At 56.4% G+C, this 22,676-nt stretch carries 23 protein-coding genes and 1 tRNA gene; 11 read left to right on the forward strand and 13 right to left on the reverse strand.

Annotated elements, in window-relative coordinates:
- Window positions 1-69: 69 nt before the first annotated feature.
- A complete protein-coding gene (locus ACRZ96_RS13035) occupies window positions 70-312 on the reverse strand; it encodes a zf-TFIIB domain-containing protein (RefSeq protein ID WP_170395975.1) in 243 nt (80 codons plus the stop codon).
- A 440-nt stretch (window positions 313-752) separates the two neighbouring features.
- Here ACRZ96_RS13035 and ACRZ96_RS13040 point away from each other — a divergent pair, with 440 nt between their 5' ends.
- A complete protein-coding gene (locus tag ACRZ96_RS13040; protein ID WP_170395976.1) occupies window positions 753-1,088 on the forward strand; it encodes a hypothetical protein in 336 nt (111 codons plus the stop codon).
- A gap of 111 nt (window positions 1,089-1,199) precedes the next feature.
- Here ACRZ96_RS13040 and ACRZ96_RS13045 read toward each other — a convergent pair whose 3' ends face one another.
- A complete protein-coding gene (locus ACRZ96_RS13045; protein WP_170395978.1) occupies window positions 1,200-2,204 on the reverse strand; it encodes an AraC family transcriptional regulator in 1,005 nt (334 codons plus the stop codon).
- Window positions 2,205-2,328: 124 nt separating this feature from the next.
- On the opposite strand from ACRZ96_RS13045, the gene ACRZ96_RS13050 reads away from it, so the two are divergent.
- The 4 genes from ACRZ96_RS13050 to ACRZ96_RS13065 all read left to right on the forward strand — a co-directional run bounded on the left by ACRZ96_RS13050 (window position 2,329) and on the right by ACRZ96_RS13065 (window position 7,651).
- Window positions 2,329-3,741 carry an amidohydrolase family protein gene (locus ACRZ96_RS13050; protein ID WP_480814713.1) on the forward strand — a complete coding sequence of 471 codons (1,413 nt, stop codon included), beginning with the start codon at window positions 2,329-2,331 and terminating at the stop codon, window positions 3,739-3,741.
- Window positions 3,742-3,827: 86 nt separating this feature from the next.
- Window positions 3,828-4,532 (forward strand): DUF3299 domain-containing protein, encoded by a 705-nt coding sequence (locus ACRZ96_RS13055; RefSeq protein ID WP_480814714.1) that lies wholly within the window; start codon window positions 3,828-3,830, stop codon window positions 4,530-4,532.
- Window positions 4,529-5,707 (forward strand): carbohydrate porin, encoded by a 1,179-nt coding sequence (locus tag ACRZ96_RS13060; RefSeq protein WP_480814715.1) that lies wholly within the window; start codon window positions 4,529-4,531, stop codon window positions 5,705-5,707. The genes ACRZ96_RS13055 and ACRZ96_RS13060 overlap by 4 nt, the downstream gene beginning before the upstream one ends.
- Before the next feature lie 69 nt (window positions 5,708-5,776).
- The gene (locus tag ACRZ96_RS13065) at window positions 5,777-7,651 is read left to right on the forward strand and encodes an amidohydrolase family protein (protein WP_480814716.1); all 1,875 of its coding nucleotides are present in this window, start codon (window positions 5,777-5,779) and stop codon (window positions 7,649-7,651) included.
- An 18-nt stretch (window positions 7,652-7,669) separates the two neighbouring features.
- On the opposite strand, the gene ACRZ96_RS13070 is transcribed toward ACRZ96_RS13065, so the two are convergent.
- Window positions 7,670-7,745 (reverse strand) — tRNA-Val (locus ACRZ96_RS13070).
- A gap of 408 nt (window positions 7,746-8,153) precedes the next feature.
- On the opposite strand from ACRZ96_RS13070, the gene modA reads away from it, so the two are divergent.
- The 3 genes from modA to modC are packed head-to-tail and all read left to right on the forward strand — an operon-like array spanning window position 8,154 to window position 10,703.
- A complete protein-coding gene (modA, locus tag ACRZ96_RS13075) occupies window positions 8,154-8,918 on the forward strand; it encodes a molybdate ABC transporter substrate-binding protein (RefSeq protein WP_480707208.1) in 765 nt (254 codons plus the stop codon).
- Window positions 8,919-8,922: 4 nt separating this feature from the next.
- Window positions 8,923-9,615: a molybdate ABC transporter permease subunit gene (gene modB / locus ACRZ96_RS13080; RefSeq protein WP_170423885.1), complete on the forward strand. Its 693-nt coding sequence runs from the start codon at window positions 8,923-8,925 to the stop codon at window positions 9,613-9,615.
- Window positions 9,612-10,703: a molybdenum ABC transporter ATP-binding protein gene (modC, locus tag ACRZ96_RS13085; protein ID WP_170423887.1), complete on the forward strand. Its 1,092-nt coding sequence runs from the start codon at window positions 9,612-9,614 to the stop codon at window positions 10,701-10,703. The genes modB and modC overlap by 4 nt, the downstream gene beginning before the upstream one ends.
- 3 nt (window positions 10,704-10,706) lie before the next feature.
- On the opposite strand, the gene ACRZ96_RS13090 is transcribed toward modC, so the two are convergent.
- Window positions 10,707-11,630 (reverse strand): Hint domain-containing protein, encoded by a 924-nt coding sequence (locus ACRZ96_RS13090; protein WP_480814717.1) that lies wholly within the window; start codon window positions 11,628-11,630, stop codon window positions 10,707-10,709.
- Window positions 11,627-12,139 carry a toxin-activating lysine-acyltransferase gene (locus tag ACRZ96_RS13095; RefSeq protein ID WP_480707212.1) on the reverse strand — a complete coding sequence of 171 codons (513 nt, stop codon included), beginning with the start codon at window positions 12,137-12,139 and terminating at the stop codon, window positions 11,627-11,629. Before ACRZ96_RS13095 ends, ACRZ96_RS13090 begins: the two co-directional genes overlap by 4 nt.
- A gap of 188 nt (window positions 12,140-12,327) precedes the next feature.
- Here ACRZ96_RS13095 and ACRZ96_RS13100 point away from each other — a divergent pair, with 188 nt between their 5' ends.
- Complete coding sequence (locus ACRZ96_RS13100; protein WP_480707214.1) at window positions 12,328-12,744, forward strand: hypothetical protein; 417 nt, start codon at window positions 12,328-12,330, stop codon at window positions 12,742-12,744.
- 3 nt (window positions 12,745-12,747) lie between these two features.
- Here the strand turns inward: ACRZ96_RS13100 and hemF are convergent, their stop codons facing one another.
- The 4 genes from hemF to clpS are packed head-to-tail and all read right to left on the reverse strand — an operon-like array spanning window position 12,748 to window position 15,789.
- The gene (gene hemF / locus ACRZ96_RS13105; RefSeq protein ID WP_480772046.1) at window positions 12,748-13,632 is read right to left on the reverse strand and encodes an oxygen-dependent coproporphyrinogen oxidase; all 885 of its coding nucleotides are present in this window, start codon (window positions 13,630-13,632) and stop codon (window positions 12,748-12,750) included.
- Window positions 13,633-13,637: 5 nt separating this feature from the next.
- Entirely contained in the window at window positions 13,638-14,438 is an 801-nt protein-coding gene (locus tag ACRZ96_RS13110) for an SDR family NAD(P)-dependent oxidoreductase (RefSeq protein WP_170408883.1), read from the reverse strand.
- 37 nt (window positions 14,439-14,475) lie between these two features.
- Window positions 14,476-15,438, reverse strand: coding sequence for a class I SAM-dependent methyltransferase (locus tag ACRZ96_RS13115; protein WP_223117605.1), 963 nt, complete (start codon window positions 15,436-15,438; stop codon window positions 14,476-14,478).
- A gap of 9 nt (window positions 15,439-15,447) precedes the next feature.
- Window positions 15,448-15,789, reverse strand: a complete 342-nt coding sequence (gene clpS / locus ACRZ96_RS13120; RefSeq protein ID WP_170396046.1) for an ATP-dependent Clp protease adapter ClpS — start codon at window positions 15,787-15,789, stop codon at window positions 15,448-15,450.
- Window positions 15,790-15,883: 94 nt separating this feature from the next.
- On the opposite strand from clpS, the gene ACRZ96_RS13125 reads away from it, so the two are divergent.
- Window positions 15,884-16,585 carry an HAD family hydrolase gene (locus ACRZ96_RS13125; RefSeq protein ID WP_170423897.1) on the forward strand — a complete coding sequence of 234 codons (702 nt, stop codon included), beginning with the start codon at window positions 15,884-15,886 and terminating at the stop codon, window positions 16,583-16,585.
- Between the two features lie 281 nt (window positions 16,586-16,866).
- Window positions 16,867-18,237: a D-alanyl-D-alanine carboxypeptidase family protein gene (locus ACRZ96_RS13130; protein ID WP_170396050.1), complete on the forward strand. Its 1,371-nt coding sequence runs from the start codon at window positions 16,867-16,869 to the stop codon at window positions 18,235-18,237.
- 66 nt (window positions 18,238-18,303) lie between these two features.
- Here ACRZ96_RS13130 and ACRZ96_RS13135 read toward each other — a convergent pair whose 3' ends face one another.
- The 4 genes from ACRZ96_RS13135 to ACRZ96_RS13150 form a co-directional block, all read right to left on the reverse strand.
- Complete coding sequence (locus ACRZ96_RS13135; RefSeq protein ID WP_480593253.1) at window positions 18,304-19,551, reverse strand: hypothetical protein; 1,248 nt, start codon at window positions 19,549-19,551, stop codon at window positions 18,304-18,306.
- Window positions 19,552-19,681: 130 nt separating this feature from the next.
- A complete protein-coding gene (locus ACRZ96_RS13140; RefSeq protein ID WP_480814718.1) occupies window positions 19,682-20,443 on the reverse strand; it encodes a LamB/YcsF family protein in 762 nt (253 codons plus the stop codon).
- A gap of 12 nt (window positions 20,444-20,455) precedes the next feature.
- Window positions 20,456-21,451 (reverse strand): 5-oxoprolinase subunit C family protein, encoded by a 996-nt coding sequence (locus ACRZ96_RS13145; protein WP_480772048.1) that lies wholly within the window; start codon window positions 21,449-21,451, stop codon window positions 20,456-20,458.
- Complete coding sequence (locus ACRZ96_RS13150; protein WP_480772049.1) at window positions 21,448-22,197, reverse strand: 5-oxoprolinase subunit B family protein; 750 nt, start codon at window positions 22,195-22,197, stop codon at window positions 21,448-21,450. Before ACRZ96_RS13150 ends, ACRZ96_RS13145 begins: the two co-directional genes overlap by 4 nt.
- Window positions 22,198-22,676: the final 479 nt, after the last annotated feature.

A 22,676-nucleotide genomic window follows, 5' to 3' on the forward strand; every position in this document is an offset into this window, starting at 1 on the left:
GCTCGCACCCATCTCACCCGTGACTATACAACAAGCGATAAAACCCTCTCAGATCACGGTGCCAACGTCTTAGAAGTCAAACAGCTCATCCAGAAAGCCGCCGCGTTTCTTCTTTTTACGGTATCCGTGATCAGATCGGTCATCAAAACCCCGCTGCGGCGGTGGCGGCGGCGTATGGTCGGCAGAGCGATCGATGATTTTGTCCAGTTCTCCACGGTCCAGCCACACGCCACGACATTGCGGACAATAATCAATCTCGACCCCGCTCCGCTCGGTGATTACCAGCTGAGTTCCATCAATCGGACATTGCATCAGACGCTCTCCTTTTTCTGTCCTGAACAGATGGGAGCGCGCGCAGGGATTTTCACCCCACTGCGACCGCACGTCCCGCTATGGGCAAAGCTATAGGGCAGAGTTGGCCCGGTCCCGCGCTGCCCCCTTCAGCATTGGAATTCACAAATTGAGGTTCCAAATGGTTGCCATGACGAACCCTAAGAAATTTCTCAGGAGCTGATGGGTGCATAGACCCATTGTCTCTGTCTTCGAGCCCTCAATGCTGGGTTGGATACTCCCCAAAACGCGATGGAAATGTGCTTAGTGCTCACCTCAAAACGCAGGCGAAACCCAAACGTGAATTGGTCTAACGAGATGCGTGTAACGAGACCGCAGAACGACCCGAGTTTGGACAAAATTCCGCCCAAAATCGTCAATAGCCGCCGCAGTGCAACAGATCGAATACAGATTGGAAATCAATGAAAAAGGCAGCTCTGCTTCTTACCCTATTGCCTGCAGCCGCATTCGCCGAGGAACGGGTGTTTGAATGTGAGGCACCGGATGCGGAACACCCGGAAATGGCCGCTCGGCTTGTGAAGTATGATGGGCAGCAAAAGGGCCACATCACGATCGGGGATATCGACAAGGATGTGGATGTGTTTCCCGGTCTCGACACCCTGACCTATCTGTATGTCGGTGAGGATTACACGCTGAATTATAACGTTCACCCTGAGAAGGGCACGTTTGATTACTCTGCCTCTGGCAGCAAGTCAGGATGGGGCAAGGGAACGTGCGTAGAGACCACGGGCCAATAATGGCGTTCGAATAGAATGATTTAAGGCGCGGTCGAGACGGCAGTCTGGTCGCGCCTTTGCTTTTGTTCCGAGATCAAGTTCGCACAGCTGATCCAGGCATTTGCAACATAATTACGAACCCAGGCGGAACTTGGTCGGTGTCATTCCGGTCTGGCCCCTGAAAAAGCGTGTGAAATGGGATTTGTCGGAGTAGCCGAGCATTAGACCGATCTCAGCTATTGTCATTTTGTCTTCTCCGAGGTGTTCCTTGGCGACATCGACACGCAGCCGTTTGATTTCGCGGGGCAGCGTTGTGCCTTGCTGCTGAAGCGCTTTAAGAAACCGTTCCGGCTGTATTCCCAACAATCCAGCCACCACCTCTGGTCCCAAATCGGTTTCATCCAGCTTATCGCGTAAAACAGATCGCAAAGCAGCTACTACGGTTACTTCTTCATCTTGTCGCGGTGAGGCGATGGGCTTGGCAGAGCCCTCCGAGACATGGTGCAAAAACAACCATTCTACAGGGAAACTAATCTGCATTCCGGGATCGGTCCCAAGGCCGACCTCGATCCCCTTGTAGTCGATAGGTAGTCCGTTGATGTATCTGCTTTCCCATCGCACACGCGAAGAATCCCAGGCATCCCCGACGACGGTCTGCAATAGGCGTACATAGATTGCGGCACCAAAACCGGTCACCTGAATCGGCGGTACAGTAGGCTCTTGTTGCCTTTCGATTCGATAAGTCGCTTTGTCCGCTTCTACGACAAGGCTGTGTCGCACAGAATTGGATTCCTGCGGTACAAGCCCCACGAAACGGGTAAAGAACTCGAACAGCGTCTTTGTCGATTGCAGGGCCTGAGCGAACGGAGGCCACTCTTGCAGGTCAAACGTCTCCCCTACTTTCAGTCCAAGGTATCGATCCCCTGATACTTCTGAGAAGGCATTTACCAAACCATAGACCAACTCTGAGTGCACGAACACGGCTGGGTCAGACAACAGTTCGGCTTTCAGGCCGACCTGATCCAATGCTGGTTGCGGATTGATCTTACGTTCGGTGAGATATTGCAGGAACGGAGCAGCTAAGGAGAGGCGAATAAAGCCCTCGCTATGCTCTTGAGAGGTGGAGTTGAAAGGCAAGCTCGTCACCCTTGTCTGGATTAGTTTTAAGAAGTGGCCATTTTTTCAATCACATTCGAACATCCTAATTCGAAAGTGGCAACCGAGCCAAGATTTTCCGGACTACAGTTTGCAAAACACGAATATGAAGGGAGTACTTATGTCCGGCCTACGATTGTCCCTTTGCTCGACGGTAATTGTCGCTGCAGCTCTTTCTTTTTCAACGTCCGCGCATGCTCAGGATCAAGAAGAACCTCAAACGTTGTTTACCAACGTGCATGTCTTCGATGGCGTCAATGAACAGCGTATCGAGAATGCCAGCGTATTGGTCGAGGGTAATCTGATTAAGGCCGTATCAACCGAAGCGATCGATGCCCCCAATGCTACGGTCATTGACGGAGAGGGACGGACACTGACCCCCGGGTTTATTGAACTGCACGCGCACCTCATGCTGATGGGGCCGACGTTACCTGCGATGGAGGCCAACACAACCTGGGAGGACTTTGCCATACACGGTGCACGGATGGCCGAGATGTATTTGATGCAGGGCTTCACCACAGTCAGGGATGCGGGTGGCGCCAATGGCGGGTTACGTCGTGCAATTGACGCAGGCCAAATTGACGGCCCGCGTTACTTTCCATCTGGTGCATTTATCGGAACGCGAGGTGGTCACGCTGACTTCGCGAATTTCACTGCACCGCCCGGGTCTGAAACAAACATGAGCAGGCTGAACTTGGCGCAGGAAATTAGCGGTGTTGATGACGTTTACAAGTTCGCACGCAACAATTTCCGCATGGGCGCGACGCAGTTGAAGTTCATGCAATCTGGTGGCGTCGTATCGGCCTTCGATCCGTGGCAGTTGCTGGCTGGATCGCCTGAGGAAATCAAAGCTGCGGTACAGGTGGCAAACGAGTATGGCAGCTATGTCATGGCGCATTCCTATCGGAAGGAAGCAATCCTGAGCGCGCTAGATGCGGGTGTGATGTCGATCGAACATGGCTTCTCGTTTGACTGTGAAATTGCCCAAGTCATGAACGAAAAAGGGGCATACATTACCACCAACCTGACGGCCTTCGATCCCGGATTGCTAGATATTCCGGCAGTGGCAAATGTCCCGTCGAGTCTTGCTAAGGCAAAGTCCGCCTCGGCCACATTTGCGGGCTACATCGACAATATGAAGGAATGCCCGGTGAAGCGAGGGTTCCAGACCGACTGTGTTGGTTCGGTCGAGGCATGCAATATCCAGATTGCCTACGAGAAGCACCTGAACAATGAGTTTTTTGGACCCTACACGTCGATGGTGACGCTGACATCGACGGGTGGTGAGGTGGTCGCTTTGTCAGGTGACTTTATGAACCCGTACACCGCCGGAAAACTGGGCGTTATCGAGGAAGGAGCTTATGCGGATATCCTGCTCATCGATGGTAACCCACTTGAAGACTTCACGGTTGTTGGCACGGGTGATCAATGGTTCGGTGCCGACCCGAGGCCTGAAAGCCCAGATACGATCCGCCTGATCATGAAGGACGGCGTCATCTACAAAAACACACTGGATTGACCTGTCTGAACAGCCGGAGAGTATTTATGCGACATTGCTTCCGCTCCGTAGTATTCGCAGGGTTGGTTTGGTGTGCTCTTCCTGTCATGGCGACGCCAGAAACCGCGTTAGACTGGTCTGACCTGCCTGACCCGTCCGCGCAGGTCTTTGAAGACCCCTATCGCGAACTTAGCGCCGAACAATTCGACGATGTCCTTTACGTCGTACGACTGCGCGGCAGATTGCAGCGGGACTTTGGTAGCAATGAAGAAAGGCAGAAATGGCAAGAGCTTCTGACCGAGACTGAGGATGCCTTGGTGGCAGATGGGATTGATGTCGACTGGCTGCTGGATCAGCGAGAGGTCGTGACGGAACGTCGAAGAAAAGCAGGTACAAACGGAAATCCGCAATTCGACGGTCAAACAATCACACTCGCGGGCTTTGCCATTCCCGCTCCGAGTGATCCGGACGGGCGACCTGTCGCGTATCTGGTGCCGGAACGCGGGATGTGTAGTCACATGCCTCCTCCTCCGCCCAACCAGATGATCCGTGTACGGTTGAATGGAGACTGGACGCCCAGCTATTTCCACGAACCCGTTCGGCTGACGGGCACGCTGACTATCGATCCTTCTGTTCAGAATATGATGGTTGTGGACGGCCTCATGCCTATGAATGCGACTTTCCAGTTGGAGACGGAACGCGTCGAAACTCTGGAAACTGAAGCAGACAGGCTGGAATGGAAGCAGCGCGCCGCCGATCGCATCCGGGCGGCGGGAGATCGCAAGACCAGCGGGGCAAGGGCATCTGAATGATAAGACTTCTGTTTGCCGCATTGAGTATTGCCTTTGCTGGCGCAGCGTCGGCTCAGGGACTGTCCGGGCCATCTTCGGTCGAAGCTGATCTAGAGCCCGGCGATGGGCTAACCGATCCGCAATACCGTTCCGATTTTCCACGCAATATCGCACCAGGTTGGTTTCAGTGGAAAGACCGGCTGGCTGAGGGTGGGTTTCGGTTCAACATTGATTACTTGGCATTGGGCCAATCCACGAATGCTGATCTGGGAACCGGCGAAGCGGCAAGCGGAATTGCGCGTTTTTACGGCAGTTGGCAGGCAACTGAACGCGGCTCTCTGACATTCAAGATCGAAGACCGGCACAGTTACACCGATGTTGCCCCGCAATTCCTCGGGCTGGATGGCGGAGCACTTTCGATCACTGGGACAGCCTTCAACGATAATGGTTTGCTGCTGACCAATCTGTTCTGGACGCAAAGGGCCGAGAACGGCTCGTGGACACTGCAAGTCGGGCAGATTGATGTAACGGACTTTGTGGACATTTATGGGTTGGTCAGCCCATACAGCGGTTTCCAGAACCTGTCTTTCAATACCAACCCGACTATTAACACACCCAATCAAGGCCTTGGCATTGCCGGTGGGGTAAAGCTGAGCGAAAACTTCTACGCTGTTGCGAGCATCTCAGACGCAAACGCCGACCCGTCTGATCCAAACTTTGATGTGTTTGGCGATGGCAATCTCTTCAAGTCACTCGAGCTTGGTTACACCTCCGGCTTTGATCGCATCTACTTTGACAATATCCACCTGACCCTTTGGCACGCGGATGCAGCCGACGATGGCAGCCGTCCAGAAGACTACGGGGCCGCGTTTTCAGCGGCGTGGTTTGTTGGCAATAAATGGATGCCATTCTTCAGGGCAGGGGCCTCAAAAGGGACAGCGGCGCTTTATGATCGGTCCGTTTCTGCAGGTCTGGGATATTACGGTCGCAATACCGATCTGGCCGGGCTGGGACTGAACTGGGCCGAGGCAAGGGGCATAGACGGTGATCAGTTCACGCTCGAAGCATTCTATCGTTTTTCAATATCACCCGGGCTGCAGATCACGCCATCACTGCAGTTCATTTCTGACCCGCTGCTGAACCCCACGCAGGATAGCATTATGCTGTTCGGTCTAAGAACTCGGATCGTTTTCTGAGGTGGGGCGAAAGCAGACTCCAAAAATAACAAAACATTCAGTTTTGTCGATAAAAGGGAGGATCCATCCATGCGTACCTTGTTTCTGGCGGGCACGTTGTCTGTTTTTTCGACACTAGGCGCCGCGCAGACTTACGACATCGTCATTCTCAACGGTCGGGTCATGGACCCGGAAACTGGGTTCGACCAGATTGCTAACGTTGGAATAAGCAACGGCTGGATCACTGCGATCACCGACGAAGATATTAACGGCAGCCAGTCCATCGATGCGACAGGGCACGTTGTGGCACCCGGATTTATCGACCTTGAGCAACACGGGTTGGACCCTTGGGGTATCAAAGTAAACCTTAGGGATGGCGTCACAACTCAAATGGATTTTGAGGTCGGAGCCGCTAACATTGATGAATGGTATGAAGCACGAGAGGGCTCAACGCAGGCAAATTATGGCACGGTGGTTGGACAAGAATTCGCACGGATGCGGGTCCATGACGGGCTCGTGCTTGAAGGTGGAGATATAGACTTCCGGAACTTCTTCGCACTGAGGGCACAATCTGTGGAAGACGGCGTCGAGGGGTGGTCTTCTGTACCAAGCAACCGTGAGCAGATGAACGAAATCACTGCCCAGCTGGATGAGGGACTACGTCTTGGAGCACTCGGTGTGGGATCGACCATCGGTTACGCTCGCGAAGGTATTACCACCTATGAGATGTTCGAAGCACAGCGGGCTGCGGCGCGTTACGGTAGACTGACTTCCGTCCATCACCGATTTCATCCCAGTGCTTCGACGCCGACAGAAACACAGACGGGTGTAAATGAAATCTTGGTCAATGCGATGGTGCTTGGTGCCCCGCTGCACATTCATCATGACAATGATTATGGGTGGTGGGAAAATCAGGAAAAGCTCCAGATGGCCCGCGACCAAGGCTACAACGTCTGGTCCAGCTACTATCCTTGGACTGCCGGATCGGGAAACTACGGCGCTTCGATCATCGCCCCCGAAAATTGGGAAGGTTCGATGGGGTACAAATACGAAGACACCATCTTTGATCCCCAACTCGATCGCTTCGTTACAAAAGACGAGTTTTTGAGCTTCGCTGAGAATGAACCGGGACGGACGGCAATTGTTTTTAGCCCGCCAAGGGAGCAATGGCTGAATGATTGGATTACTATCGCAGGCTATGGCATCTCGGGCGACGGTATGGCCGGGCTAGACATCGAGGGCAACTTGATGAATTGGGATGCTCCTTACGAAGATTATGCCGGGCATCCTCGGTCAGCAGGCAGCCACGCGCTTGTCTTGAGACTGGCTCGCGAAGCGAATGTGCCGCTTATGCTCACACTCACTCAGTTAAGTTACATCCATGCGAAGCGCTTAGGTGACTCAGGGTTGCGAGCAATGCAGGTGCGTGGGCGTATGCAGGAAGGCATGGTCGCTGACATCACGATTTTCGACCCGGAATCTGTGACCGAAAAGGCGAACTATACTCTCGGTCAGCAAGGTCTTCCGTCGGAAGGCATTCCGTACGTGCTCGTTAACGGAACCCTTGTTGTTAACAACAGTGAAGTTCAGCGGGATATTTATGCCGGACAGCCGATCCGGTTTCCAGTCGAGGAGAGCGGACGTTTCGTTCCGGCTGGTCGCGAGCAGATCATGGGTATTCTCACGCCGGATACCGGCACGGCCCGTCCAACACTGCTCGATGATATCACAAATAGTGAAGCCAATGTCGCACCTGTTGATCCACCAACCAATCAGATTGCATCGATAGAGCCCACCGACCCCTTTGATTGGTTTACTCCTCGCAACGGCCTAGATGACGGTGCCCTGTTCTTTTGCGTCGTGCATGCTCGCTTCGAGGACCGTGCAACGGTAAATCGTGATTATGCGAAGGCCATGATGTCTAAAACGGGCGGATTTAGAGGTGCTAGTCGCGTAAGACCTTGATCCATTGTGGGGAAAGGATGGTGGGTGATGAGAGACTCGAACTCCCGACATCTTCGGTGTAAACGAAGCGCTCTACCAACTGAGCTAATCACCCGTGAGGGCTCATGTAGCTAAGCCCGTGCGTGGGTGCAAGAGGGTATGGCACAATTTCTTTTGCAAAATTGCGCAAGGTTTCAGATCAGCGTTTAGGCAACTGGGCGCGGTTACCAATCGAGCAAACTCATTTGTCATATCGTGGTTGAATAGCGAAATGCGGATATCGCTGTTCAGGCGAGGCGGATCAGACACGTTGTTTAGCGATTGAGCGCTCTACCTCGGGAGTTTCCGGTTTTAGAGAAGCGCGACAGCATATTGATCTTGGGTTGGGCGATTCTCGTTTTCCATCGAATTCTGAGTTCAATATGGGCCGTAGCTTTGGTTGTAAGGCCAAAGGGCCTTGCCTGCCATGTGTTGCCTCCGATATGCCCAGAGGGATTGCAACCCTCTGATCCGGAGGCAAAGAATGACGGGCGCCTGTCGCTGTCTGATCGCAGCTTTGGCCTTCTGCGCGATACTCGCTGCCCCGGTTCGGGCCGAGGGCGTGCTGGTTTTTGCCGCCGCCAGCCTCAAGACCGCACTGGACGTGATTGCCAGAAGTTATGAGGCTGAGACCGGGCAAGAGGTGACGGTGTCGTACGCGGCCTCCTCGGTGCTGGCGCGGCAGATACAAGCGGGGGCGCCCGCCGATCTGTTCATTTCGGCCAACGAGGATTGGATTGACGTGCTGCAGGATGAGGGCCTGATCGATACCGCTTCACGTATTGAGTTGCTGGGTAACGGTCTGGTTTTGATTGGTGCGCCGGGGGCTGACACGGCCGAGATTGAGGCGGGGTTTGACCTGAGCACCCGTCTAGGCAGTGGGTATCTGGCCATGGCTTTGGTCGATGCGGTGCCTGCGGGCATCTATGGCAAGGCCGCGTTACAGGGTCTGGGACTCTGGGGCGATGTTCAGGACCGGATTGCCCAGACGGACAATGTTCGTGCCGCGCTGGCGCTGGTTGCGACGGGGGCGGCGCCTTTGGGGATCGTCTATCGCTCGGACGCTGTGGCTGATGAGCGGGTCGGGGTCATCGGTGTCATCCCTGCGGATGTCCATCCGAAAATTGTGTATCCGGCAGCCCTGACTTCTACTGCAGAACCTGCGGCGCACGCGCTTTTGACCTATTTGCAAGGCAATTCCGCACGGGCCGAATTTATGAGGCAGGGGTTCTCCCTGCCCGAAGGGTAGTACGATGGGATGGTTGGGCCCGGCAGAGATGGAGGCATTGCGCCTGTCGCTGCGCGTATCGTTCTGGGCAACGCTGATCACGTTGCCCTTTGGGATTTTCATTGCCTATGCGCTTGCGCGCTGGCGGTTTCCGGGGCGCCAGTTGCTGAATGGTCTGGTTCATCTGCCTCTGATCCTGCCGCCGGTGGTGACCGGCTATCTGCTGCTGCTGACCTTTGGGATTCAGGGGCCGTTGGGCGCGCCTTTGGCCGAGCTTGGGATCGTTTTTGCTTTCCGATGGACTGGCGCTGCGCTGGCTGCCGGGATCATGGCTTTTCCGCTGATGGTGCGCGCGATCCGGTTGTCGATCGAGGCGGTAGACCCAAAACTGGAACAGGCAGGCGCCACTTTGGGGGCCTCGCGTCTGCTGGTCTTTGGAACGGTGACGCTGCCGATGATCCTGCCTGGGGTCATTGCGGGCGCGATCCTGGCGTTTGCCAAGGCGATGGGAGAGTTCGGGGCCACGATCACCTTTGTTTCGAACATACCCGGTCAGACGCAGACGTTGCCCTCGGCAGTCTATGCGTTCTTGCAGGTTCCGGGGGGTGAGGCGGCGGCGACTCGGTTGGTGATCATCTCGATCATCGTCGCTATGGGCGCGCTTTTGCTGTCGGAATATGTCGGCCGTCGTGTGGCCAAACGCGTGGCCGGATCATGAGCCTGTCCGTCCGCCTGCAACACCAGCTGCCCGGGATGAAGCTGGACCTCGATTTCGACGCACCTTCCGGTGTAACGGTTCTGTTTGGGCGTTCTGGTTCGGGAAAGACGACGGTGGTGAATGCAGTCGCGGGGCTACTGAGGCCCGAGGCCGGGCGGGTCGCGGTCGGCGATTGGGTGTTATTCGACACGGATCGTGGGGCATGGCTGCCGCCGCATCGGCGGCGTCTGGGCTATATCTTTCAGGAAGGCCGTCTGTTCCCGCATCTGACCGTACGCCAGAACCTGAATTATGGTCGCTGGTTTGCACCGCGCGGGGCACGACGCGAAAACCCGGATCGGGTGATCGAGATGTTGGGTGTTGGCCATCTGCTGGACCGCCGCCCAGCGATGCTATCGGGGGGTGAGAAACAGCGCGTCGCCATTGGCCGCGCCCTGCTGGCCAGCCCGCGCCTGATCCTTGCGGATGAGCCTCTGGCCGCGCTCGACGACGCGCGCAAGGCTGAAATCCTGCCCTATTTCGAACGGTTGCGGGATGAGGTCTCGGTCCCGATACTTTATGTGACCCATTCGGCGGCCGAGGTTGCCCGGCTTGCAACGTCCGTGGTCGCGCTGCAGGACGGGCGTGTCGTGCGGCATGGTCCCGCGTCCGATGTTCTGTCGGACCCATCCGTGGCCCCTGCAGGCGTGCGCGCGGTGGGGGCCGTTCTGCGGGTCCGTGTTACGGCGCATCACGACGATGGCCTGTCCGAACTTGATGCCGGTGGCGCTCGTCTTTACCTGCCTCGGATTGCCCATCAAATCGGCGAAGAGCTGCGTATTCGTATTCCGGCGCAAGAGGTGATCCTGTCCAGTAGACCACCCGAGGGTCTTTCAGCCTTGAATGTGTTGTCGGGGCAGGTCGAGGCGATCCGGGCAGGTGAGGGGCCCGGTGCAATCGTGTCGGTCAAAACAACTGCGGGTGTTGTGCTGGCGCGCGTGACCCGACGCTCGGTCGCGGCGCTGGGTTTGCAGCAGGGCAGTACATGCTATGCGGTGATCAAGACCGTCGCGCTGGCTCCGCAGGATGTCGGGGGGCGGGTTGTCTAAGACCTAGGCAAGCGCACGCGCCTCATGTTCGCGCAGGATCAGCCGCGCAGCAAGGCCGAAGCCGATATGTTCGTCCGAGGCGCGCTCGGGGAATATCTCGGCGAGTTCCTGCAGCGCGTCAGAAGACAGCGTGTGGAGGGTTTCTTCACCCAGAAACAGGCTTTCGGCCTGAGCCCCTTCGGCAAACAAAATCTCGTGCCTGTCCAGCAGGATATGCAGGTATTCGACCGGCTCATCACCGGTATCAATATCTATTCCCGGCCACGAGCACAGATGTTTGGCGGCGACCAACACTTCGGGCGCGCCAAACAGAATCTCGACCTTGGGGCCGTGGATCAGGAGGCGATGCTGTTGAGACACCAGCAAATCGCGGGATGGAACACCGGGTCCCAGACTGCCTGCGGTCAAACGCACCGGGCGCATCGCAGGATTTGCGCGCAATCGCTCGGGCGACATGGTGCTGCTTTCGATCCAGCGGATCGGCTGTATTCCGTGATCGGCAGTCAACACGTCGTCATCCACGCGCAGGGTCTCAATGGCGCGCTGGCCTTCCGCCGTTTCAATCAGAGTACCTGCGGTAAAGCAAACGCCTTCGATCGTGATATCAATGATCTGGGTCTGGGTTCCACTGAAGGTGAAGAAACCATTGGCGAAATTGGCGGTGACCGTCACCTCGAACGAGTCCAATTGGATTTCTCCGTCATCGAGGCTATCGAAGAAGGCCGGGTCGACGGTATAGGTCCACGTACCGTTCGCATCTATTGAGGCGGTGCCGAAATCCGGTTGATCGGAGATTGCCCAGGTGGCCCCGGTGAAGGTTCCGAAATCCGATGTTGCGGTGACATCGAGGTCACCCGAAGCGACATTCGGAGGAAAGCCGGTCACGTCGCCCGTGGTATCGCCCGATATGGTTACAACCGAAGTCATCCGTTTTCCTGCTCAAGCGTTCTGGCAAATTCGGCATCGCGGTAAAGGCGCATATGCACCTGCTGCTGGTCATCGCGTGTCCATTCGACGATGCGCTTTGTGGACAGGTCGCTGCTAAGGCGATTGGTGCGCACACGCGGGTGCGGGATGTCCCGTTTCAGCATGTCGACGATCTGACGGGTTTGGCCGAAGGGTGCCACCATGTCGATGATCCAGAAGGATGTGCCGCTGGCGAAATCGGTATCTTTCAGCGGCTCTTCTTTAACTGCATAGCGATATTCGGCTTCCGGGCTGAGACCGGCAAATGTTACGAAGCCGCGCGGAAAGCCATTTTGGCGGAAGATGTGATACTGGCCCAATCTCAGCGGCGTTTCGAACGCATAGAGAACCTGTGCCAAACTGCGGTTACGATGCGTTTTGGTCAGGGCAGCCAGATAAAATAACGCACCGAAGTCGGCGTATTTTTCACCGGAAAGATCGAACCAGTCTTTGGGAAATGACTTTTCCACGGGCCACTCTGGAAACTGCTGATGCAGAGATCATAGCGCACCACATATTCAAAGAAAGAATTTTCACTCAAGCTGATGTGTTACGGGTTGAGTTAGACCTGAGGCCCGGTTTGACTATATTGATTCGTATAGGCTGGTTGGTCCCACGTCGTCTCAGCCGTGATCGCGTTTTTCATAGGGTGTTTTATATGCGTTTTCTTACATGCCTCTCTTTGACAGCCATCATACTGACCCCCACCATTGCGCAGTCTCAGGGCGTTGGTTTTGGCTATAAACTTAGACCGCAGTTCAGAACCCAGATCACGCCGCTAAAGGATGGAACCTACGAAGTGAAGCCTGTCGGTGGATCCTCGGCTGCGGTCACCTATTGGTGTGGAATTGGGGATTATGCAGTTCGCACATTGGGAGTTTCAAACTCGCAGCGGATTTATGTTTCCAAAGCTTACGAGAAAGGTGTTCGGACAGTGCAGTTTTCGCTAACTCCACCGCCCGGCGCGGATACCAATCCGGGATATTCTTTGACCGTCAACAGGGTGGGTGAGAACCTGTCCGCCGCTTCGGCGCAAAACTACTGCTTTGATAATTCCATCGATATGGGGTTTTAGCGGTCAGACCCATTTGGCCAAGGGCGGCAGACTCATCAGAACAGCATCGGGGTCGTGCCCGGTTTCCAGACCAAACTTGGTGCCCCGGTCATAGACCAGATTGTATTCGGCATAGAGCCCACGATGCACCAGCTGGGTGTTTTTGTCCGCGTCGTCAAAGCTTTGCACCCGGCGTTTTTCGACCAGAGGCAGAAAGGCGGGCAGGAAGGCGCGACCGATGTCCTGCGTCAGCGCAAAATCCGCCTGCCAGTCGCCGGTGCAATAGTCATCCATGAAGATCCCGCCGACACCCCGAGCGCGCTTTCGGTGGGGGATATAAAAATACTCGTCAGCCCAATCTTTGAGGCGCGGGTAGTGGCCGGGTCCGTGCGGGTCGAGATGCGCGTTTTGGGTGGCGTGGAAATGGGCGGTGTCGTCGTCATATTCGATGCAGGGATTCAGGTCGGAGCCGCCACCGAACCACCAGGCATGTGGGGTCCAGAACATCCGGGTGTTCATATGGACCGCAGGCACATGCGGGTTCTGCATATGGGCCACAAGGCTGATGCCCGAAGCCCAGAACCGGGGGTCGTCCTTCATCCCCGGAATACCCTTGCGCGCGGCCATCGCGTTTTGCGCGCGCTCACCCAGCGTACCAAAGACGGTTGAGACATTAACGCCCACCTTCTCGAACACGCGGCCCCCGCGCATCACCGACATCAGCCCGCCGCCCGCGTCGGAGCCATCGTCAGACTGCCGTTTAGTTTCTTTGACTTCGAACCTTCCCGGCTGAGAATCCGAGAAGGGGCCTGAGGTGTGGCTGTCTTCCAACGCTTCGAAGGCGGTTACGATGTCATCTCGCAACTGGCGGAACCAGGCAGCGGCGGTGGCTTTTTCTTTATCGAACATTGGGATCAGTGGGCCGGGGCTGCGACAGGGTCCAGCAGGGTGCGGCCTCCGTCAATGGTTAGAATTTGGCCTGTCATGAAGCCCGCAGCGTCCGACGCGAGAAATTGCGCGGTTTCGACCAGTTCGTTCGGAGCGGCAATCCGGGAAAGCGGAGTATGTTTTTCGATGTCGTCCCGGAAATCTCGGTTTTCTTTCAGCGTTGACTGCAATGAAGCGCTCATGACCGATCCTAGTGCGATGGAGTTTACGCGAATGCGGCTGGGCGCAAGTGCAACCGCCAACGAACGGGTCATCTGATCCAGCGCAGCGGTCGAAACGGAATAGGCCATCAGATCGGGATGGGTGCGGCGTGCGGCAATCGAGGACAGGTTGATGATTGACCCGGCAGGGTTCTCATCGTCTCCATCAGCCTGTTTGATAAATCGCTTAGCCACTAGTTGGCTCAGTCGCAGCGCGGGCATCAGGTTCTGGTTCAGCAATGTGCGCACGGAATCGTCATCGGTGTCCAGCGGGTCCGACGGGATCACCTGCCGCGCACCATTGATCAGGATATCAACCTGATCAAACGCATCCAGCGTGGCCGAAAGCAGATTGGCGATGGTCAACTTTTCACGCAGGTCACCGGCGAAATAACGGATGTTGCTGTCATCCGCCTGTTCGCCCAGCTCATCGGACAGGCGCTTTTCATCCATATCGGCGAACATGACATTGGCGCCTGCATCGGCAAAGTGCCGTCCGATGGCCAGTCCGATGCCGTTGGCACCCCCGGTGACGATTGCGGTCTTGCCCGCGATGGAAAAGGACATGCGAATCCTCCTGAGTTCTGGCGCAGGTTAGCGGGCCTCAGCCCCGAGGGCGAGAGGCATGGAAAACCTTGAAGCGGTTGTCTCCTGCCACTTCATCAACACGGTCGAAAGCCTCGGCCAGCGTGGCCTCGTAAGGCAGGTGGCGATTTGCAACCATCCAGAGTTGACCGTTGCGGGTGAGGTTGCGTGCAGCACTGGTGATAAAGCCCTGGCCCAATGTCGGGTCGGCGCTGCGCGAGGTGTGAAAGGGCGGATTCATGATCACCATGTCCAGCGGCTCGGGCGCGCTCCATTTGGTGGCGTCGGCCCAGTGGAACTGCGCACGGGTGTCGGTGACATTGGCGCGGGCACAAGTAAGGGCGGTGTGGTCGGCCTCCACCAGATGCAGGCTGCGCAAGGTGTCGTCGATCAGCATGGCGGACAGAAAGCCCCAACCTGCACCCAGATCAGCGATGCGCGTGCCGCGCTTGGTTGGCAGAGACTTCAGCAGCAGGGCCGAGGCAGGATCGATACCATCGGCGGAAAACACACCGGGCGCGGTATGGAAGCCGTCAACCATTTGGTTTTCAGGCGCAGCCCAGTCGGCAAAGGCGTCCGCATCAGACTGAAACCAGAAAATCTTGCCATGTGCCTTCGAGATTGGACCCTCGATCGCAACCCGCTTGCGGATATCTTTCAGCAAACTGTCGACGCCATCGGTTTTGGCCCCGTCCACCACGATGACCCCGCTGGCGCGGCTGCAGGCCTGATGGATCAGCGCCCGGGCCAGCGCCTTGGCGCGCGGTAGAAACACGACCGCATCCTGGCAAGGCGCGTCACTATTGGGCGTAGCGACAAAGCCCTGCGTGGCAAAGTGATCGTGGAACGGTTTGAACGGCTGCACCATCTGCGCCTCGCGCGGAAGGTCCGACAAATCGTGGTCCGGGGTAGGCGCCAAAACAGTCAGCGGTTGCGACAGGCTGAGCCCGCTGTTCAAGGCTAGATCAAGGCGAGAGGACATGGCCGCGCGTTATTCTTCGCGTTCCATGGTGCATTGCAGCGGGTGCTGATGCCTGCGCGCGAAATCCATGACTTGCCCGACCTTGGTCTCGGCAATCTCATGACTGAACACGCCAACCACGGCGACACCTTTCTTGTGGACGGTCAGCATGATTTCAAACGCTTGCGCATGGGTCATGCCGAAGAACCGTTCCAGCACATGCACCACGAACTCCATCGGCGTGTAATCGTCATTCAGCAACAACACCTTATACAGCGGCGGCCGCTTGGTCTTGGGGCGCGTTTGCACCAGGACCGACGTGTCGTCGTCTTCGTCGTCCTTTTCAGACATGATCCACTGGTGTTTGCGCATTGCTGTAAGAGAATCTCGATTAACACTACGAATTGTTTCCCGGCTTATATAACGTCACGGTGGCCAGAGAAAAGAGCAACCGGACGGAAATGCGATGCGGGACAAGCTGACAACAATCGGGTTCGATGCAGACGATACCCTTTGGCATAACGAGCGTTTCTTCCAGCTGACTCAGGCATATTTTGCCGAATTGCTCGCCGATCACGCCGATCACGATCACTTGATGGAACGTCTACTTGCCGCCGAAAAGCGCAACATCCAGCACTATGGGTATGGCATCAAGGGCTTTACCCTGTCGATGATCGAGACAGCGATTGAGGTGACGGAAGATCGCGTACCGGCGCGCGTCATCCGCCAACTTGTTGAAGCGGGGCAGGAGATGCTGGCACATCCCATCGAACTGCTCCCCCATGCGCGCGAGGCCATCGAGGCGGTGGCCGAGACGCATAAGGTTCTGCTGATCACCAAGGGCGACTTGATCGATCAGGAGCGTAAGCTGGCGCAATCCGGATTGGGTGAGCTGTTCGATGGCGTCGAGATCGTGAGCGAAAAAACGGCGGCGACCTATGCGATGATTTTTGACCAGTACGGTGATGGACCCGACGCTTCGATGATGATCGGAAACTCGATGCGTTCTGACGTGGTGGCCCCAATCGAAGCCGGGTGCTGGGGCGTGCATGTCCCGCACGGGTTGGTATGGGAGGTCGAGCAGGCCGAGGTCCCAACTTCCAACCCACGGTTCCGCGAGTTGAAGGATTTGGGTGATCTTTCAGCTTTGATTGATCAGATTTCCTGACCTGTTGCCGTTTGACATCAGTCACAAAAAATTCGATGACACGGCTTGCCTGAAATTCGGCACAATCGCCTGTATGGTGTTCGGGCGCGCATGAAACACCATATGTAGCGTGAATCTGACTGTGTATATGATCCACTCAAACGCAGCTTTCAGTTTCTTTAAACCCATCCCTGTGTTAGCCTGAAGAATATCAAAATAAAAATTGCTGACCGGGAAAACCTGGCGGCGCGAGGCAGACAGAGGCAAAGATCGTGCAGATTCGGCGGACAGTTCCGGCCCGAATGGGCTTATTACTTATAGCATTTCTGTGGCTGCTTTCATTTGCACCACTTCAGGGCATGGCGGCCCCTTACGCGGCCATGGTGATCGACGCACGCACCGGAGAAGTGCTGCATTCCCGCAATGCCGACACGCGGTTGCATCCGGCATCTCTGACCAAGATGATGACGCTGTATATTGCGTTTGAGGCCGTGCGGAATGGTGAGATCACGTTGGACACTCAGGTGCGCATCACCAAGGCTGCAGCGGCTGAGCCGCCCTCGAAGCTGGGTTTGCGCACTGGGCAGCGAATCGCGTTTCGCTATCTGATCCGGGCGGCGGCGGTGAAATCCGCCAATGACGCGGCAACCGCGATCGGCATCGCCCTCAGCGGGTCCGAGGCGGCGTTTGCTCGTCGCATGACCCGCACCGCCAAGGCGATGGGGATGAGCCGGACCACCTTCAAGAATGCCCATGGTCTGACCGAGTCGGGGCATTTGTCGACCGCGCGGGATATGACCACGCTGGGCCGTCACCTGCTGTATGATTACCCGCAGTACTACAACCTGTTCTCGCGCCAATCGACGAATGCCGGGATCAAGACTGTACCGAACACCAACCGCCGCCTTTTGGCAGCCTATCGGGGCGCCGATGGGATCAAGACCGGCTATACCCGCGCTGCAGGGTTTAATCTGGTTGCTTCGGCCAAGCGCAAGGATGAACGTATCATCGCGACCGTCTTCGGTGGCAAATCAGGTGCATCGCGCAACGCCCGGGTGGCCGAGCTTTTGGATATGGGTTTCCGCCGTGCCCCCTCGCGTGCGCCAATCCGTAAGCCCGCCCGCCCGGCCTATGCAGGGAATGCTGGTCTGGGTAGTGCACAAGTGGTCGCCCAAGCGGGCCCGCCGAAAAAGAGCCTGCGCCCGGTGTTGCGCCCAGTGGCGAGCGAAACGGTTCAGGTCGCGGGGTCGGTCGCCGCAACGGCTGAAAAAGACAACACCCGGATTCAGGACGGTATCGCTGCTGCGATTGCAGCAGCAGACATAGCACCGTCGGATGGCGCCAAGCCTTCCGAAAACGTGGTGCTGGCCTCGGTCGAACCGGCCAAACAGCCCGAGCCTGAACCCGAAGTTGTGACCCGCTTGTCCACATCCGGCGGTCACCTTTGGGGCGTCAATGTTGGCCGCTACACCACACGGTATGAGGCCGAGAAGGTTCTGTTGAAAACTGCGCTGTCGGAAATGACCACTTTGGAAGGCACTTTGCGTAAGGTGAACCAAAGCTCGCGTGGGTTTGACGCGACATTTCAGGGCATGACCCGCGAGCAGGCTGATCTGGCCTGTCGTCGGTTACAGGCGCGCAATGTCACGTGTTTCATGATCGGGCCGTCATAAGACCCGGCATTCTCTCCTGGATGGGCCTGGGCTGCGATGATCTCGCAGCCCATTTTTTATGGCAAATCAATCGAAGACGTGGCCGTGCTTATACTGTTCATCTTGCCCGGCCGCCGCAGTTAAGGCTGCAACGTTATCCTTGGTGAAGAAACCGTCGTAGTGATGACAACGTTCGATGTATTCGGTGATCAGCAGCGTGTGTTTCGAGTGCTTTGAGAAGATCTGTTTCAGGTTCGGATCATCTTTGCATTCCCCGACCACATGGGCCAGGAACGGAACGCCCTTGTCTTTAAGAGTGTTGACCACGAAATCGACATTTTTCTCACCCGCGCCATGGTCGCCGTCCTGAATTTCAACCGCCATGTGGTGCAAGCGTCGTCCGAAATTACGCACGAAATCCTCGGTTGGCATCGGCAATTGCTCGAAAGAGTTCACGAACGACGGCGTGTTGTTAGCAGTAAAGACCTTGGCAGGGGATTTCTTGTCGTCATCCACACTGGCATTGCGATTCACATTGGTCGACGAGTTCATGTCGAAGATGTTGTAGGCCCCCCAGAAGTAATAAGGCACCATGGTCAGAAACTCGAGGATCGCGTCCTCACGTTCCCCGGCCAGAATGCGTGTCGCCAGATGGTCGATCCCCAGCATCAGGGGTGCGATTTTGCTATCCATCCCAAACGCAGCGGCCTGATCCAGCTTGGCTTGTTCCACATCGCTCAGCAAAACACGATCGCCTAACCCCAGACTGTCTGTGTCGTTGAAATCCAGCGTGGAATAGCCGACGCGATTGCACGTGAAATCCGATGGCGTCGTAAAGCGGTATCCTTCCAGCGTGTAGAACGGATTTTCGGTGTCCCCAGAATATTCGAACCGAATATTCTGATCCTCCAGCGTTCCAGTCAGCGCCTTCAGGTCGGTGGCACCGTAAATCTCACCTACATATCGCGTCTGCGGCTTACCGCGCGCCAGCGGGTACATACGATTGATACGCGGGATGAAATCCTCGAATGCCGGGCTGAGCGGAGCCATCAGGATCAGCGCCGGATAATCGGCATGTGAATGCATCACCGAGAACTTGTGTGTCTGTCCCAAATAGCTGGCGGTGTGGCGATAGGGGGTCATCACATAAAGCTCGACCAGCGTGTCAAACAGCGCATCTGTCTCGACCTGAATGACAATGGCCCGCATCGCACCGACTTGATCCGCAATGCCCGAGCTGATGCGGCGCTCGTAAATCCTGGGAAGATATTCGGTGAAGAAGTCTGAGTTCTTCTTGTCGCCCCTTGGCTGGTAGGACATCAGATCAAAAGACATAGGCTCACCTCCTTGCGGCGCGTTGCTTGGATTTGTGGTAGTCAGATCATGCACTTGCCATGCATGCTAGGCGCTAAGACCTGCATGGGCAACAGTTTGGAGATGGGGTGCCAAAGTTACGTTGTTGTAACTAACGGATGAATTTTGTGACCTCGACTCCGCCCGCGATCAGGTTCTCGCGCACCGAGTGCGCGATCTGAACTGCCGTCGGGCCATCACCATGCAGGCAGATCGTATCGATTGAGGTCTCAAGGCGTTTGCCGGATTTGGTGATGATGGCGCCTTCCTTCACCATGTTCAGAATGCGCGGTCCGGCCAGCGCCGGATCATGGATCACGGCTCCCGGCAGTGACCGATCCACCAAAGTGCCATCGTCGTTATAGGCACGGTCGGCGAAGATTTCGCCCACCCATTTGCAGTCCAGCTTGTGCACCGCTTCTTCTTGTTTGGTTACCGCCAGCACCATGATGATGATGTCCGGGTCCACGTCCAATGCGCCCTGATAACAGGCCCGCGCCATATCGATATCGACCGAGCACATATTGGCCAGCGCTCCATGTAGCTTTAGATGGCGCACTTCAGTGCCCACCGCCTTGGCCATGCCGATTGCCGATCCCAGTTGATAACGCACCAGATTGCGCAAGCTCTCATGGGGCACTTTCATGTTTCGACGCCCGAATCCCTGCAGGTCAGGAAAACCGGGATGCGCACCGATGCCCACACCGTTCTGGGCTGCCAGAGCCATGGTCTTGGCCATCACATCCGGGTCACCCGCATGAAAGCCACAGGCGATATTGGCTGATGTGATGATCTTCAGAAGGCTTTCATCGTCACCCATCTTCCACGGGCCAAAGCTTTCGCCCATATCGGCATTCAGATCGACGCTCGGCATCGCAATAACTCCTTATTCGGTGGCAGAGATCATTCCGCTGATCAGTTGGTAGGACAGGAGGTCCGGGATGTCATGCGGATCGCGGACCAATGGTTCAACACGGGCGGGCAGGCGGGCAAGGTCGGCCTTAAATGCGGCTTGCAGCGCGATGGCTTGTTCCAGTGTTACGAATTCGAAGCGCACCTCGCCTCCCGCCGGGGTCTGTGCAGCGCGGGGCAGATCACAGGGCAGAACGGTTGCGATGCGCGGGTAACCTCCGGTGGTCTGGCACTCGGGCAGTAGGATGAAGGGCGCACCGGTGCCGGTCATCTGTATATCGCCGAGAGTTATGACTTCGGACAGTATGTTCAACTGACCCTTTGCCGCGAAGCCGTTACCGTCGCTATCCAGCTGCATGCCCATCCGGTTGGCTCGGGCACCGCGGCGGAATGTCGTTTGCGTAAACCGTGCCAGCGTCTCGTCATCGAACAGTGCGGTTTGAAAGCTGGCCACAACCCGCAACGTCCCACCCGAAAACCGATCCTCCGAACGCAGTTTCAGGCCGGTCTTGCCGGTTTCCGTCGAAGGCAGGTGATCACCCGCTTGAACGGCGCGCCCGATCCTTGCGGTCAGATGGGCCGCGCGTGAGCCCAGAGTCATGTCGGTCCCGATCCCGCCACCCAGATTCAGATACCCGTAACTGCCCTGCAGCACCGACCCGACTACCAGCCGCTGCCCAGCCTCCATCTGATGCGATGCATTCCACAAGACGGGGCTGCCATCGATACTGGCCTGCATCGGTGCGCCGGTCAGCGCGATGGCGGTTGGTGCGGTTGCCTCAAACTCACCACCCATCCCCGCCATTTCGAGGGCGGCGCTCGTTGGGGTGTTACCAAGCAACGCGGCCCCTTCATAAAGTGCCACTATATCTGCGGCACCCGAACACGACAGGCCTTGATCCAGATACCCGGTGCGCCCTTGATCCTGAACCGTGCAAGCTGGGCCGATGCGGTGGACGATCAGCGTCATGTCGCGATCTCCTCGCAACTCGCACCACCAGAGCCATCAGTGCAGGTTGTACGGATATCCTCAAGCTCCTCGCGCGAGACTGAGATGAACTGCATCTCATCACCGGGGTTGAGGGCAAAACTTCGCCCCATGTCCGGACGAAAGCAACGAAACGCGGTTTGTCCAACATGACGCCATCCGGTTGGGGTTGGCCCCGAGAACAGGACAAATTGCGAAATTGCCAAAACCAACGCCCCTTCAGGTACCATCGGCGTCAGCTCTTTCAGGCGTGGAATGTTGAATTCGGGTCCGAGTGGCCCGAGATAAGGTTGGCCCGGCGCAAATCCGATGGTTAAAACCCGCACACGCGATTGGCTGAGACGATCAATGGCGTCCGCTGGTGACAACCCTGCTGCCAATGCCGCGTCTTCTAGCTGTGGCGCAAGATCGGAACCGTAGACCGTCGGCACTTTCCAGAATCGTCGCCCCGCAGGCAAAGGTGCAGCGTACCAATCGCGACTGACCAGCATAGCCCGCAGCAACTCTTCGATGTCATGATGCGACAGGCTTAATGGATCAAACCTTATAAATGCAGATGCCAGCGAGGCCGAAGTCTCAAGCACGCCGTCAATCTGCTGCGCCTCGACTGCGCCCCGAAACGCCAGGGCGGCGCGGTTCGACGGCTCGGACATGGTTTGCGCAAAGGTCACCAAGAGACCGTTAAATCCAACGGTTCGCAGCAAGGGAAACTTAATGTCATTCGTCATATCAAGGTCACAGGCGTATCGGGTTTGCTTTGAAAAGACCTGAGCCTATCCATAGACAATGCGCAAGGCCCTGTAAGACCAACTTGCATTGCGCCTGGCGGCGCCGATATCGGGCGCGATTCCGGGATTGGAAATGAATCGCTGATTGCCGTCGAGTCGGTATAGTCTTGTGGGTGACTGTAATGTTCTCACTATATGTTGGGTTTGAACCAACAAGCACTGAAACCTAGGCGGTATATCTGATGTGCTTGAAGGATGATTTTCGCCGATTTCCATGAGGTGAGTTCCACTCAAATATTTGAAATTATTGTATAAAAAATGAATTTGAAGTTTTTTGCGATATTCTTGAATTTTCCACTTGCGCGTTGAATGCGTAAGGCATAGAACGCCCTTCACCGGCGCTGCTGAGGTGCTGGGACGCGGTGGAAGCTGCGGAGACGCTCGGGAGAGACTGGGGGCATCTGAGGTTTTTGATTGGG

It is taken from the genome of Ruegeria sp. CF1 (assembly GCF_056537445.1).

What these genes read in the sequence shown, in the direction of transcription:
- ACRZ96_RS13035 (WP_170395975.1), bottom strand. Translation starts at nt 312, where the DNA reads ATGCAATGTCCGATTGATGGAACTCAGCTGGTAATCACCGAGCGGAGC.
- ACRZ96_RS13040 (WP_170395976.1), top strand. Translation starts at nt 753, where the DNA reads ATGAAAAAGGCAGCTCTGCTTCTTACCCTATTGCCTGCAGCCGCATTC.
- ACRZ96_RS13050 (WP_480814713.1), top strand. Translation starts at nt 2,329, where the DNA reads ATGAAGGGAGTACTTATGTCCGGCCTACGATTGTCCCTTTGCTCGACG.
- ACRZ96_RS13055 (WP_480814714.1), top strand. Translation starts at nt 3,828, where the DNA reads ATGGCGACGCCAGAAACCGCGTTAGACTGGTCTGACCTGCCTGACCCG.
- ACRZ96_RS13060 (WP_480814715.1), top strand. Translation starts at nt 4,529, where the DNA reads ATGATAAGACTTCTGTTTGCCGCATTGAGTATTGCCTTTGCTGGCGCA.
- ACRZ96_RS13065 (WP_480814716.1), top strand. Translation starts at nt 5,777, where the DNA reads ATGCGTACCTTGTTTCTGGCGGGCACGTTGTCTGTTTTTTCGACACTA.
- modA (WP_480707208.1), top strand. Translation starts at nt 8,154, where the DNA reads ATGACGGGCGCCTGTCGCTGTCTGATCGCAGCTTTGGCCTTCTGCGCG.
- modB (WP_170423885.1), top strand. Translation starts at nt 8,923, where the DNA reads ATGGGATGGTTGGGCCCGGCAGAGATGGAGGCATTGCGCCTGTCGCTG.
- modC (WP_170423887.1), top strand. Translation starts at nt 9,612, where the DNA reads ATGAGCCTGTCCGTCCGCCTGCAACACCAGCTGCCCGGGATGAAGCTG.
- ACRZ96_RS13090 (WP_480814717.1), bottom strand. Translation starts at nt 11,630, where the DNA reads ATGACTTCGGTTGTAACCATATCGGGCGATACCACGGGCGACGTGACC.
- ACRZ96_RS13100 (WP_480707214.1), top strand. Translation starts at nt 12,328, where the DNA reads ATGCGTTTTCTTACATGCCTCTCTTTGACAGCCATCATACTGACCCCC.
- hemF (WP_480772046.1), bottom strand. Translation starts at nt 13,632, where the DNA reads ATGTTCGATAAAGAAAAAGCCACCGCCGCTGCCTGGTTCCGCCAGTTG.
- ACRZ96_RS13110 (WP_170408883.1), bottom strand. Translation starts at nt 14,438, where the DNA reads ATGTCCTTTTCCATCGCGGGCAAGACCGCAATCGTCACCGGGGGTGCC.
- ACRZ96_RS13115 (WP_223117605.1), bottom strand. Translation starts at nt 15,438, where the DNA reads ATGTCCTCTCGCCTTGATCTAGCCTTGAACAGCGGGCTCAGCCTGTCG.
- clpS (WP_170396046.1), bottom strand. Translation starts at nt 15,789, where the DNA reads ATGCGCAAACACCAGTGGATCATGTCTGAAAAGGACGACGAAGACGAC.
- ACRZ96_RS13125 (WP_170423897.1), top strand. Translation starts at nt 15,884, where the DNA reads ATGCGGGACAAGCTGACAACAATCGGGTTCGATGCAGACGATACCCTT.
- ACRZ96_RS13130 (WP_170396050.1), top strand. Translation starts at nt 16,867, where the DNA reads ATGGGCTTATTACTTATAGCATTTCTGTGGCTGCTTTCATTTGCACCA.
- ACRZ96_RS13135 (WP_480593253.1), bottom strand. Translation starts at nt 19,551, where the DNA reads ATGTCTTTTGATCTGATGTCCTACCAGCCAAGGGGCGACAAGAAGAAC.
- ACRZ96_RS13140 (WP_480814718.1), bottom strand. Translation starts at nt 20,443, where the DNA reads ATGCCGAGCGTCGATCTGAATGCCGATATGGGCGAAAGCTTTGGCCCG.
- ACRZ96_RS13145 (WP_480772048.1), bottom strand. Translation starts at nt 21,451, where the DNA reads ATGACGCTGATCGTCCACCGCATCGGCCCAGCTTGCACGGTTCAGGAT.
- ACRZ96_RS13150 (WP_480772049.1), bottom strand. Translation starts at nt 22,197, where the DNA reads ATGACGAATGACATTAAGTTTCCCTTGCTGCGAACCGTTGGATTTAAC.